Origin of the sequence: Christiangramia sp. (assembly GCF_029937855.1) — a bacterium.
Taxonomy (GTDB): domain Bacteria; phylum Bacteroidota; class Bacteroidia; order Flavobacteriales; family Flavobacteriaceae; genus Christiangramia.
Map to the genome: position 1 here is coordinate 57,767 of NZ_JAPYPC010000006.1, position 13,119 is coordinate 70,885.

At 34.8% G+C, this 13,119-nt stretch carries 12 protein-coding genes and 1 tRNA gene; 9 read left to right on the top strand and 4 right to left on the bottom strand.

Annotation, left to right across the window (positions count from 1 at the left end; genetic code table 11):
- Positions 1 to 345 precede the first annotated feature (345 nt).
- On the top strand, positions 346 to 1,233 hold the full coding sequence (locus Q1K34_RS05090) for a diacylglycerol kinase family protein (protein ID WP_300435383.1): 888 nt from the start codon (positions 346 to 348) through the stop codon (positions 1,231 to 1,233).
- A gap of 317 nt (positions 1,234 to 1,550) precedes the next feature.
- Here the strand turns inward: Q1K34_RS05090 and Q1K34_RS05095 are convergent, their stop codons facing one another.
- Both Q1K34_RS05095 and Q1K34_RS05100 read right to left on the bottom strand, forming a co-directional pair.
- Positions 1,551 to 2,114 (bottom strand): carboxymuconolactone decarboxylase family protein, encoded by a 564-nt coding sequence (locus Q1K34_RS05095; protein ID WP_300435386.1) that lies wholly within the window; start codon positions 2,112 to 2,114, stop codon positions 1,551 to 1,553.
- Positions 2,115 to 2,179: 65 nt separating this feature from the next.
- Positions 2,180 to 2,743: a TetR/AcrR family transcriptional regulator gene (locus Q1K34_RS05100; protein ID WP_300435389.1), complete on the bottom strand. Its 564-nt coding sequence runs from the start codon at positions 2,741 to 2,743 to the stop codon at positions 2,180 to 2,182.
- A 352-nt stretch (positions 2,744 to 3,095) separates the two neighbouring features.
- On the opposite strand from Q1K34_RS05100, the gene Q1K34_RS05105 reads away from it, so the two are divergent.
- Complete coding sequence (locus tag Q1K34_RS05105) at positions 3,096 to 5,147, top strand: LTA synthase family protein (RefSeq protein WP_300435391.1); 2,052 nt, start codon at positions 3,096 to 3,098, stop codon at positions 5,145 to 5,147.
- Here Q1K34_RS05105 and Q1K34_RS05110 read toward each other — a convergent pair.
- Together Q1K34_RS05110 and Q1K34_RS05115 are read right to left on the bottom strand one after the other, a co-directional pair.
- Positions 5,144 to 6,304 carry a hypothetical protein gene (locus Q1K34_RS05110; RefSeq protein WP_300435393.1) on the bottom strand — a complete coding sequence of 387 codons (1,161 nt, stop codon included), beginning with the start codon at positions 6,302 to 6,304 and terminating at the stop codon, positions 5,144 to 5,146. The genes Q1K34_RS05105 and Q1K34_RS05110 overlap by 4 nt on opposite strands.
- A gap of 2 nt (positions 6,305 to 6,306) precedes the next feature.
- Positions 6,307 to 7,560, bottom strand: a complete 1,254-nt coding sequence (locus Q1K34_RS05115) for a YaiO family outer membrane beta-barrel protein (protein WP_300435396.1) — start codon at positions 7,558 to 7,560, stop codon at positions 6,307 to 6,309.
- 366 nt (positions 7,561 to 7,926) lie between these two features.
- Between Q1K34_RS05115 and Q1K34_RS05120 the strand changes: the two genes are divergently transcribed.
- The 7 genes from Q1K34_RS05120 to Q1K34_RS05150 all read left to right on the top strand — a co-directional run bounded on the left by Q1K34_RS05120 (position 7,927) and on the right by Q1K34_RS05150 (position 12,966).
- Positions 7,927 to 8,280: a response regulator gene (locus Q1K34_RS05120; protein WP_300435398.1), complete on the top strand. Its 354-nt coding sequence runs from the start codon at positions 7,927 to 7,929 to the stop codon at positions 8,278 to 8,280.
- A complete protein-coding gene (locus Q1K34_RS05125; RefSeq protein ID WP_300435401.1) occupies positions 8,280 to 9,329 on the top strand; it encodes a hypothetical protein in 1,050 nt (349 codons plus the stop codon). Before Q1K34_RS05120 ends, Q1K34_RS05125 begins: the two co-directional genes overlap by 1 nt.
- Positions 9,319 to 10,779 carry a glycosyltransferase gene (locus Q1K34_RS05130; protein WP_300435405.1) on the top strand — a complete coding sequence of 487 codons (1,461 nt, stop codon included), beginning with the start codon at positions 9,319 to 9,321 and terminating at the stop codon, positions 10,777 to 10,779. Before Q1K34_RS05125 ends, Q1K34_RS05130 begins: the two co-directional genes overlap by 11 nt.
- A 55-nt stretch (positions 10,780 to 10,834) precedes the next feature.
- The gene (locus Q1K34_RS05135; protein WP_300435408.1) at positions 10,835 to 11,428 is read left to right on the top strand and encodes an alpha/beta fold hydrolase; all 594 of its coding nucleotides are present in this window, start codon (positions 10,835 to 10,837) and stop codon (positions 11,426 to 11,428) included.
- Positions 11,429 to 11,533: 105 nt separating this feature from the next.
- Positions 11,534 to 11,743: an alpha/beta hydrolase gene (locus tag Q1K34_RS05140; protein ID WP_300435411.1), complete on the top strand. Its 210-nt coding sequence runs from the start codon at positions 11,534 to 11,536 to the stop codon at positions 11,741 to 11,743.
- A gap of 45 nt (positions 11,744 to 11,788) precedes the next feature.
- Complete coding sequence (locus tag Q1K34_RS05145; RefSeq protein ID WP_300435414.1) at positions 11,789 to 12,631, top strand: aldo/keto reductase; 843 nt, start codon at positions 11,789 to 11,791, stop codon at positions 12,629 to 12,631.
- A gap of 261 nt (positions 12,632 to 12,892) precedes the next feature.
- A tRNA-Pro gene (locus Q1K34_RS05150) sits at positions 12,893 to 12,966 on the top strand.
- The last annotated feature ends 153 nt before the right edge of the window (positions 12,967 to 13,119 follow it).

Below are 13,119 nucleotides of genomic sequence, written 5' to 3' on the forward strand. Positions count from 1 at the left end.
TAATGAATAATTGATATAAAATCGTTATTTCCGTTTTCTGTCCTAAAATCCTTTCGTCCTCCCTCAATTTAATTGACTCCATTAAATCTTCGTTTTGAAGGTATTCACTTTAATTTGATTTATTTTCAAAATGGGATTCTGAAACCATTCCGATAGCTTTTGGAACAAAATGACAGATTTTTTTCATTTTAGGATATTTTATAGATAACAATAAAATCTCATTCTCTTTCTGAAAGGTACTATTTATCACCGTTAAAAACTAGGTAAAAACTGCTAAGAAGTAGTTAACTTTTAATTTCGGCAGGATTTCTTTTTTACTTTTAAAAGGAAATTATCATACTGAAGATGAAGCAGGTAATACATAATCCAACAGCAGGTAAAAAACATATTTCTAAAGAAGAAATAGTGAAAGCACTTAAAGATAATGGATCTGAAATAGCGTACATCTCTACGGAAGAATCTGGATGGGAAAAATTCTTAGAATCTAATCCGGAAATAGTATATGTCGCCGGAGGAGATGGTACGGTTCATAAGGTAGCAACCGCTATTATTAATAGAGAAAGCGGCACTAGGAATCCAAAGATTCATATTGTTCCTACCGGTACGGCTAATAATATGGCTAAATCTTTAAATATACCTTTTGGTATAAACAGTATCAAAAATATAAAGGGAGATAGATTTAAAGCTATAGATTATGGGAAAGTAAAAGGTTTAAGCGCAAAGCATTCTTTTGAAAGTATTGGTATAGGCGTTTTTCCAGCTTTTGTAAAGGAAATAAAGAGGATGAAAAAGGAAGGTGAACCAGCCGGAGATTTGAAGCAACTTATAGAAAAATTAGTTGAAAAAGTCACAGAATTTAAGCCACTCAAGGTAAAATTAAAAACAGAGAGTTTTAAAATAAGCGGTTCTTTCCTGCTTGTAGAAATTATGAATATTAATTATTTGGGACCTAATCTACATTTTGCTCCTTCTGCTATCTCAAATGATGGATTTTTTGATCTAATCATGGTGCCTGAAAACAGGAGACGTGAATTGATATTATATTTGGAGCAGCTATTAAATGGAAAAAATGGAGCATTCGATGCTGAAAACTTTATGTTGAAGCTAAAATTAAAAGAAGCCCGAATTAAATGTAAAACTAATTTAGTTCAAATAGACGACGAGCTTGACGAGTCCTTTAAAAATACAATGGAAATTAAGGTAATTCCGAAAACTTTGAATTTTTGTTATTAAATACTGAGAGCATTAGCCTGAAGAGTTCGCACAAAGATTTAAATTGATTCATAACCACATAGGATATTGAAAACACATATTTATAGATCTTGATATCCTGGTAATATTAAGTATCAATAGAATCGCCTGCCCGGTTAAGCCTGTACATGAAAAACAAGTTGAATAACTAGTTGATTATTGGAAGTACCTAAGTAAATACTATTATAGATATTAATTTGAGGTAAACCAATTTATAACAAAGCGGGAAATCCTTTAAGGAGATCCCGCTTTTAGAAAGTTGACCAAATCCTGCTGATTTGGAATATAATTGCTTTAATTTATGAAACGCTGTTTTCAGGTTTCCATTCAAATTTTTTGAATGCTTCATCTACCGGAGTTTCTGCAATATGGTTGGAATAATTACTGATCACTTTTTGTGATATTCCCAAAATAATTTCTAGAAGCTGACGTTTGGTGAATCCGGCAGCATAAAAAGCCTCCAGTTCTGCTTTAGACACATTTCCACGGTTGCGAACAATAGAAAGCGTTGTTTCATGCAAAGTTTGGAGTTTTTCGTTAGGCATTTTTGTCTGGTTACGCAATGCTTCTGTAATTGCTGGATCCACCTTCATCATATTAGCTATACCAGTATGAGCGGGAACACAGTAATGGCATTCATGCTCCACATTAATGGTTTGCCATACCACGGTGAGTTCTTCATTATTAAAAGAAGAATTTTGAAAAACTTCGTGAAGCATTTGATAAGCTTCCAGAGTTCCAGGGGACTCTGCCAGCACACCATGTAGATTAGGAATCATCCCAAAAGCTTTTTGTGACTTTTCTAATAAAGCTTTGCTTTCTTCCGGAGCAGTATCCGTATTGTGAATTTTTAAAGTACTCATAGTTTAATATTTAAATTAATAATTATTTATCTAAGCAAATGCTTAGTTTTAAGGGAAAAAAATTGTCAGATGTTTAAGAAGGTGGTTTGAATATAATCGTCCAGTTGTTCCTTGTTCAGTAGTCGGGAACCTAAAGATAAACCCAGCATGGATGTCATTAGATAGTTAGCCTCTCTTTTAATAGTTTCCTGGGATTTGCCTGATTCCTGTTCTAAATTATTTATAAATAAAACTTTGATCTCTTCAGTAAACTTCATTAATTCCTGTATAAGATCAGGCGTTGCTTTGCTTCCCAGTTCACTGAGGCTATTACATACAAGACAACCTTTATTTATATCATTGTTTCTAGTAAATTTCAGAAAATCATAAAAGAACTGTTCAATTCCTGCAACTCCGTTCTTAGACTCCTTTAATTTTTCCCTGATGCTATTTAATTTTCCTTTATAGATTTTTATACTTTCAAGAAACAAACCGTGCTTACTACCAAAACTAGAGTAGATTGAAAACTGATTGATTCCCATCTTATTCTCCAACATACGGACGGAAGTCCCCTCATAGCCATTTTCCCAAAAAAGGTCCATTGCCTTTTGAAGTACCTCCTGTTCATCATATTGTTTGGTTCTGGCCATAATTTTAAATAATAATACGAATCTAAGCAGTTGCTTTGATATAGAAAAGTTTTTAAGTTTTATTTATTGTTTTACACAAATAAGATCTGTTTTAGTTATTCTTATAAAATGAATAATAACTTAACTCTGAACTTGTTGTAGAATCTATTTGAAAAATAAATCAATGTTTTATTGGTACCCTTAAATCAATGATTCCACTGAGTCAAATAAATAAAGTTTGATGAAAGAATTTATGAACAGATAATGGATAGATTAGATAATTCACTGTTTTTCAAATAATCATTTATTTTTCATTCTTTTGTAGACCTTTAATCTTTAAACTTAAGATAGATAAGCCCTATATCTCAAATCTATGAAGTCTAAAACCAATTTGGTAAGCTCTGGACTCCTTACCAGAATAAAAATCTCTGCTACACAATTTACGGGTCTTGCTTTAATTTTGCTCTTTTTTTTATTTCTTTTAACCGGAATAGAGATTGGGTTAGCCAGCGTAAATCATAATCTGAAAAGTGATTTCCTTGACCTTTTTTTATGGAGTTTTTACGAGGATTTCAAGTTTTTTCTAATCCTGTTTTTTCCGGCTTATCTATTTTTTGCCCTGCTCCATCTAATTAGTCCAAACCTTGCCAAAACCATATTCCTAATTTCCAGCCTTATATTATTTATAGGTCAACTTACCTTGATTTTTTATTATAATACCACGCTGGTTATGCTGGGAAGTGACCTGTTTGGATATTCCATAAATGAAATAATTCAAACAGTAGGTGCATCGGGATTTTTCAGCTTAATTCCAATTCTTATCTATATCCCTTTAATTGCTGGATTATCCATTTCCCTGGTATATCTTCCGAATAAATGGAGGCCGGGACATGTGATTTCATTAAGTTTTCTTGCCATTTCATTTATTTTTTTAGTTACAGGTGGATCTGAAAAACTGAATACAAAAATTTTGATTTCAGATTTTGAAACCAATCTCGTGAAGAACAAATCTCAGCATTTTTATTCTGAAGCCTATGCTTACCTGAATCCTGAGCTTTATGAAACCGATATCTATGCTGAAAGTTATCTGGAGAATTTCTTTTCTGAATATGCAAATGCCGAACCTATAAAATACCTGAATGATCCTGATTATCCTTTTCTGCGTAAAGCTCTAAAGCGCGACGTGCTTACCTCATTTTTTAAACCAAAAGAACAGGCACCAAATATTGTTATTATTATAATGGAAGGTCTGGGTAGGGCTTTTACAAACCGGGGTGTATACCTTGGTAATTTTACCCCATATTTAGATTCTCTTTCAAAAGAAAGTCTTTATTGGCCAAATTTTTTGAGCAACGGCGGCCGTACCTTCACGGTGTTACCTTCATTATTGGGTTCACTGCCATTTTCCCAGAATGGATTTATAGAGATGGATCAAAATATGCCAGATCAAATTTCACTTTTAAACCTCCTGAAAAAAAATAATTACCAAACCTCTTTTTATTATGGGGGAAATTCTGAATTTGATAAGATGGCAGCCTACCTGCGAAAAAATAAAGTTAGCCATATTACTGATATAAATGATTTTCCATATGCTTATCGACAAATTCCCCCTTCTGCCAGTGGTTTTACCTGGGGATATGGTGATAAGGAATTATTTCGCTATTATTTGAATACTAATCCTGTTGGTGAAAGCCAGCAGCCAAGACTGGATGTATTGTTAACGGTAAGTACCCACGATCCTTTTGTCATTGCCGAGCCTGAAAAATATACAGAAAAATTTGAGGAGAAAATGAGTGAGTTCGGTTTTAGTGAAGAGAAAAAAGAGAATTATAGAAATTACCGGGAACAATATACGAGTATTTTATTCGCTGATGACGCTATTAAAAATCTAATAGAATCGTACAAGGAACGGGAAGATTTTGAGAATACTATCTTTTTGATTACCGGTGATCATAGGATTCCGGAAACTCCCATGGCTTCTAAAATTGATCGTTATCATGTTCCTTTGATCATTTATTCCCCTATGATCAACCGGCCGGCTGAATTTGAATCGGTTTCCTCTCATTTTGATATTGCACCAAGTTTAATATCGTTTCTGAAAAACAACTATGATATAAAATCCCCTGAGATGAACAGTTTTATTGGTAGGGGTTTAGATACTACCAGAAACTTCCAGAACATTCACCAAATTCCTATGATGCAAACTAAAACTGAGGTAATAGATTTTGTAATGGGGGAATATCATCTAAATGGAGACAATTTATATAGACTAAACCAGGAATTTACAGAAGTATTCGTTGATGATCCTATAAAGGAAGATGAACTGCGAAATGAATTCAATCAGTTTAAGATTAAAAACTCCGAGATTATAAATGGAAAAAAAATAGTACCGGATTCTATAGTTGAAAGATATACGATCAACTAATTATATATACGTTCTGAATATTGTTCTAAAATATTTGAAATTAAAGGCCTGTAATAATTCCAGAAGAAACTGCTACGTTCCATAATATTCCTATCATCATAAAATAAGCCTTTGAAAAAACTAATACCTGTAAAGTAAGAACTCCCCATTCCTACAGGATTATCTGCAAAATCACCAGAGAAATAATAGAAATTATAATCATCCCCAAGGTGTTGCGTAACCGCAGGAAAAGTGGAAGGAATACCGTATTTTTTTAGCTCTTCGAGGCCCTTGGAATTGGCATCAATCACAAATTTGGAAACTGTTGTATTCACTTCATTATTCCAAGAAATAATATCGAACCAAAAAGGATATTTTATTCGTTCAGGAAGTGAATATTCTTTTTGAAAATTTGCTTCTGTAATAATATAAGGCATGGCATTTTTCAGATGGGTTTCATCTTCCAGGATCACTACCTGATCCTGATTGTTTACAAAAGCAATCCCTGAATTTTTAAACGGCCATTCTCCGTTATGGGAATTCCGGTAATTCCTAACCAGCCATTTTGGAAGTTCCTTGTTTTCCTGCAGGTTGAGGTTGTCAAAAAAACGGGCTGTCCAGCCGCTCCATTTCAGCTGAAAAATTTCCTCGAATTGATTCCTATTTTCAAAAGCCGTAGGCGAGCCAATGGTATTAAATTCGGTGATAATTAATTTATTCTTTTCTTTCAATAATTTGAGTAACTGCAAATCTTGGTCACTCAAGCCACCATAAAGGATACCAGAACGTTCTTTTTCATCTTCCTCCTGAAACCACTCGTTGTTATATATTCCGTAAGTATCAGTGAAATAAGCCAAATCTGCATCATTGCTTAACTGGTTTAATTTTGAAAATGAGAATCTTTCAAGGCCTTTTAGATTAAATTTCTCATTTTCTTCAGGAAAAAAGCCAAAATAATCCTCTTCTACTTTATATGATTTTTCTGAAGTTTTAGTGTATTTTTCATGGTTTAGAATCCAGTTGAGTGAGATATGTTCCTGGCCTTCTGTGGTGAGTACCGTCTTATCTATAATTGCAATAACCAGTTTTGTATTTGGAGTGAAAAGCCAGGCCAGCCACATGATAGTAGGAAGCCCGATGAAAAGGAGCAGGATTCCCAGGAAGAGACGTTTTCTCATTTCTAGAATCTTTTGAAATATCCTACGCCCACTGAAATTTGGTTGCCGCGAGTGTCCGGAGCATATTCCTGATCTTCCAGTTCTGCATTAATGAAAAATATATTGGTACTATTTACCGACATTCTGTATCCCACAGAGATATTATTTGACTTTAATTTATAGGGATCCTGGTACAGGATATTGTTTGTGTTATCATCTGGCGAGATTCCTGTTCCAATTCCAAAACTTAAATAATCATCGGCACCTGCAATATAATAACGCACATTCAGGGCATAGGAGTGGGAAACATTTTCTTCATCTGGAGTAAGATAGGTCCTTGCATTCAACCAAAAGTTACTGATGTATTTACCAACTGATGCCGTATAAATCCAGGTTTCTTCATCAAAACTTAACATCCTAAAACCCACTTCGCCCTCAAAAGCTGCCGGTAAATTGGCAAAAAGGGATGCTCCAACCCGATAATCAGGGAATATACTACCACTACTGGATAAACCGCCGCTAAGGTAGGCATAGAAAGTATCTGAAATACTGGGATATGCATCAATCACTAGTTGGGTGCCGTTAGAACTGAATCTGTTGGCATAATTAAGCCTCCCGATAATAGAACCTAATTTGGTACTTCTGGAGTAGTCGATACTGGCAAGGTGCCAGGGATCATCAAAACGATTCTCAAAATTGACAAACTCATAATCTACCCCAATCTGATTTCTTGCTGAAACGTTGCGAATGGATTCTCCCAGGGAACGAGCTTCAGTTAATTTTGGGTTTATCTTTAAGAGTTGATTTAAAGTATTACTGGCTTCAGAATATTGCTGTAAATCTTTTTGAACTTTTGCTTTTAAGAGAAGGAGCTCTTCAGATTTTGGATTAGTTTTTATACCAGTGTTCAGTATTTCCAAAGCTTTTTCTGAATTATCATTCCAGTATTCCAGGCTGGCGTAGGCGAGAGAACCATCTTCATGGCCGGGATTTTCATTCAGAACCCTTTCAAAAGCGACCCTAGCACTGTCAATTTTATCTGTCCATGTATAAAGTCTCCCAAGGAATATTCTAATATCGGCATAAGAAGGGCTTTTTTCGAGTGCCAATTGGGTGAGTTCTATTGCTTTTGGATAGTTATCTTCGTCAAAAGCAGCAATTCTTGCTTTTTGAAATAGCTCGTCAGTAGTAAATTCCTCTTCCTGCGCAATCGAAGAAGTAGTGAAAAAAAACACGAAAAAGAACAAAAGTAGGGGGGATGTAATTTTGGATTTCATACAATAGGGCATATTATTTTAGAACAATATTCCTGTTGAAAGACTAATGTTTGTAGGTTAAAAAAGTTTCAGCAGTAAAAAATAAATATTCTAAAGTCGTCGCAATATAATAGCTTTAAGTAAATTGAGTAATAAATAGCTATAAATTTTGTCTACTAAATGATTACGAAAAAATCAACATAATAAAACTAAAAATATTATTCTTGCGTATGTTTTCTCTAATTACTGGCTAGAACTGACCAATCTACAAAAATTAGAAAGTTATTTCTTACACAAATGCCCTTCATTTACGGACAAAAAGCATGTATAAGCTTTATAAGGATTGATTTTCAGATGTATTTATTATATTTCCATAAATAATTTCGAATGAGGAAGATCCTGGTAATTCAAGAGGATATCGTTATTCTTAAAATTATTGAAAGATTAGTTAGTCTCAATGGTTTTGATTGTAAGGCAATTAGATCCCTGGAGGCACTTTCAATTGAAGATCAACAAACCAATTTCGAATTTATTATAACTGATATTTTATTTGAAGGAATAGCTCCGTTGCAGTTTATAGCTCAGGTTCAGGAGGTTATTCCCCATAAAAATTTGCTCATAGTAACCAATATGGGACAGGATAAGATAAAACAGGAAATATTTGCCTTGCAGGGTATTACAGGGTTTTATGCTGTTCCTATAGATCTGGATGAAATTGAAGCCATAATACAAGCCTACTAATGAATGAAGCAAGAATACTTTTATTCATCGCGATTGTTTTTTTAGTTCTGGTAATATATTGGATATCTATTACCATTAGTCTTATTTACAGGAATAGAAGAACTTCCAGGTTAAATAAGATTGAAAATACCTTTGCAGATATTGTAAGTCGGTATTTATACAATGATCCTGTTAATCCCATAACTTTAAATGAAATTACTGCCAGGCTCAAAAATGTAGGTATCAGGCCAAAGAATAAAAATAATATTCAGTTTCTTATAAGGCTTATGATTCGCACTCAGCGAACTATTTTGGGGAGTAATTTCACCAAACTTCAGCAATTATATACCCAGATTCCTCCTTATGGCGTTTCCATTAAAAAAATATCCAGTTGGAGCTGGTATAGAAAGGCAAGGGGAATTCGAGAGATCTATGAAATGAACCAGTCTCAGTATTTTGAAGAGATCTTTAAATATCGCAACGATAAGAATATTTATGTTAGGAGAGAGGCCCAGATTGCGCTGGTAGTTTTTTTAGGTTGGGAAAGTTTAAGGTTCCTTCCTTATCTTGAAAGAAATATGACTTTGTGGCAACAGATAAAAATTGTAGAGAAACTTTACGATCTATATCCTAAACCGGAGCTTAAATGGTTGCATAAAGCCTACAAGACCGAAAAACTTTTTGGTAAAAAGCTGCTAATGCGTATTATTAGAAAGTATTTGCTGCATGGGGAAGTAGATTATATTATTGATAATTTAAACCATGAAGATTACGAGGTACGTGAAACTGCAATTTACTGCATTCAAACCTTTGCAGTTCCTTTGTCCACGATGGCTTATATTAAAGAATTGTATGATGAAATTCCCAATGCCACACAGCAAGGACAGTTGTTGACTTATATATTTGAAAATTCAGATATTGATTTAGATTTTTATCTGAAGCAGCTTTATAGCGATAACGATGAACTTAAACTTAGTGTGGCAGAAATTCTATGGAATAATGGTTATAAGGAGAAAGTTCAGGAATTTTATTACCAGCAGTATCCTAATTCAGTATTAAATGTGGGATAGTGCCGAAGGCTTCTTTGGAAGTTATTATCTCTACTGGATAAGTGTATTCTTATTTATTGGTTATGGTGCCAGTTTATTAACTTTATATCTAAGCGGAATTCTTCTTGCCAGAAGATCGATTAAAAGAACTAAACAACGATCTGTCTTTTTACGTGCTGAAGATATTGTTAGCGCTACAGATATACCATCGGTCACTGTGATTGCCCCGGCTTATAATGAAGGACTTACCATAGTGGAGAATGTTAAGTCTTTGCTTTCAATTCAGTATCCTTATTATGAATTGATTTTAGTAAATGACGGGAGTAAGGATGATTCGCTGCAAAAACTTATTGATGAGTTTGATCTTGAAAAGCAGGATGCAACATTCATAACCCAGCCTATACCCACAGCTTCTGTAAAATACATATACAGGAGTCGGAAGAAAAAGTACACTCATCTTACCGTAATCGATAAAAACAATGGAGGTAAAGCAGATGCCATCAATGCAGGTGTGAATTTCGCTACCACAGAATTGGTGATCTTTACAGATGTAGATTGTATCATAGAGCAGGATGCAATTTTGAAAATGGTAAGACCTTATCTTGAAGAAGATGATAAAGAAATTATTGGTTGTGGTGGAGGAATAGGGATCGCCAACGATTCTATTATAAAGGACGGTATTTTAACCGAACTTCGTTTGCCTCACAGGCTTATTCCTATGACGCAGGTTGTAGAATATATTCGATCATTTTTACTGGGAAGAATGGCCTGGAGCGAGATCAACGGACTCATGCTTATATCTGGCGCATTTGGGATGTATCCCCGAAAGCGGGTTATTGAAGTCGGCGGCTTCAATCCTAAAACGGTGGGGGAAGATCTGGAGCTATGTATCAGGCTGAGAAAACACATGGAAGAGAAAGATATACCGTATAAAATAGTTTATCTGCCCGAAACGCTTTGCTGGACAGAAGCCCCTTCAGATTATAAAATATTGATCTTGCAGCGTGATCGTTGGGCCCGTGGATTATGGGAAACAATGAGTTTACATAAGGATTTACTGTTCAATAAAAAATACCGCCAAATGGGAATTTTATACTATCCTTATTGGCTTATATTTGAATTTGGTGCGCCAATTGTGGAATTTACGGGGATTATCTGTATTATAGCTTTTACTATTTTTGGATGGATCAACTGGCCTTTCGCGATATTGTTATTTCTTGCAACTTATCTTGTAGGCTGTGTATTTTCCACGATCGCAATTTTTATGTATATCAAAAGCTTTGATCATTATACCAAACCCAAACAGATCGTAGAACTGTTATTGGCAGCATATCTGGAACCTTTTATTTATCATCCTTTAATATTGTTCGGTCAGATAAAAGGATATTATAAAAAACTCTTTGATATCTCTTCCGGGTGGGGAAATATGACCAGAAAAGGCTTTAAGGTTACAAAATCGCAACAATCCTAGATAGACTATTTTCCTTAACTTGGTTAATATTTCAGTCTAAACTATAGATGTCCCCATGAATTTTAAAAATCTAATTTTCTTTATACTTCCTTTGTTTTGTTTTGCACAGGAAAGCAATATAGTAATAACCGGGGAAGCAAAGATTTCCTATCAAAAATTCGGGAGAGGTTTTCCTGTTCTTATAATCAATGGGGGACCGGGGATGAATAGTAATGGGTTTGCTTCTTTGGCAGCCTTACTTTCAAAGAATAATACAACCATTATCTATGATCAAAGGGGAACGGGCAAATCTGGATTAAAAAACCCAACCCATTCAGAAATAAGTATAGAAAATTTAGTTGAAGATATTGAGAAACTCAGAGTAGTTCTGGGATATGATCAATGGATCATTCTAGGTCATTCTTTCGGTGGAATGTTAGCTTATGCGTATGCAGCTGAATATCCAGAACGCATAAAAGCTATGATCCAGTCCCATAGTGGTGGGATGAGTTTAAACAATGTGGAGAAATTCGATATCACCAAAAGACTTACTGAGTCTGAAAATGATAGTCTTGTGCATTATTCTTTAATGGTGCAATCTACTCCGGGCAATTCGAACTTAATGAAACAGCGTGCAAAATATTTAGCAAAGGCATATTTGTATCATTAAAAATATGAAGATCAAATCACCGAACGATTACTTCAGGTAAACCGAAATATAAATAGTCAAATATGGTCTGATATGCGCTCCACTGGTTTTGACAAAACAGAGGCAATGAAAAGCTTTCAGAAACCAGTGTTGATATTGCATGGAGATTATGATCCTGTACCAGTTTCTATCGCCAAAAAGGCAGATGCTATCTTTCCCAATTCCAAATTGCAGATCATGGAAAATTGCGGACATTATGGCTGGCTGGATAGACCGGATATTTACCTGAAAGAGGTTAAAAATTTTTTAAAAGAGAACTCTTCTTTAGTCAATTGATCTGGTAATTCTATCTTGTAGCAAGGTTAAAGAAAATAATTTCAAATGGGAATTAGTAGTATAAAAGGGACAACAAGATTAGCCAATAACGTAGAGTTACCATATTTAGGTCTCGGTGTTTACAAAGCAGAGAATGGGAAAGAAGTGATAAGTTCTATTCATCATGCATTGGAGGCCGGATATAGACTTATAGATACTGCTTCTTTTTACGGAAATGAGGAGGGAGTAGGAAAAGCTATAAACATGGCGAATGTATCCAGAGACGACATTTTCGTTACTTCCAAAATTTGGATAAACGATCAGGGAGCAGAAAATACTCGCAAAGCATTTGATCAAACTTTGGAAAAGTTAGGATTCGATTATTTGGACCTCTATTTGATCCACTGGCCGGTTCCGGGAAAATATCTTGAAACCTGGAAAGTCTTTCAGGAGCTGTATGAAGAAGGAAAAGTTAGAGCCATAGGAGTGAGCAACTGCCTTCAACATCATCTTGAAAGTATTAAAGAGTTGGGAGGAGTGCAGCCCATGGTTTTACAAAATGAATTTCATCCAAGGCTTATCCAGCAGGATTTATTGAATTATTGTATTAAAAATAATATTCAGTATCAGGCCTGGTCTCCTTTTATGAGAGGTGAGATATTGGATAACAGCCTCATAAAGCAAATTGCTGAAAAATATAAGAAAACGGCGGCTCAGATCGTGATTAGATGGGATTTACAAAAAGGAGTGGCTACAATTCCCAAGAGTGTTCATAAAAGTAGAATTGAGGAGAACGCAATGGTTTTTGATTTTAGGTTAACTAATGATGAACTCAGCAAAATTGATACATTGGAAGATAATACCAGGACTGGAGCACATCCAGATCATTTTATGGAACACTTTAGCTGAAAAGAATATTTTTATTATTAATTCCTTTTGAAAATTGGAATAAAGCAATTTAATTTGCAAACCTTAATAGGGAGTGATCCTTCGGCAAATATAAAGTTGAACTGTACCATAGTTTATCTTTAAAAAGCCGAAAAATCACAAACTGGCTTTTATATAGATTGGGATGTGGCCCTTCACCAAGCTTAGGATAAACTGCACCACAGGTATCTTTTGCGGGTCGAAAAACCATAAACTGGCAGGTGATCTGCTTATTACATAATTCGGGATGTGGCGCAGTCTGGTAGCGTATACGCCTGGGGGGCGTGGGGTCGCAGGTTCAAATCCTGTCATCCCGACAATTAAGGTGTCAACGGACACCAAAAAATAGCTAATCTTATGAAAATCAGCGATTTCAATTTTTTCTGAAATCATAAGATTAGCTTTAATATCAATTCATAGGTTACCTATTCGGTTACCTAAATAGGTATCAATTTTTTCAGTAAATTGGT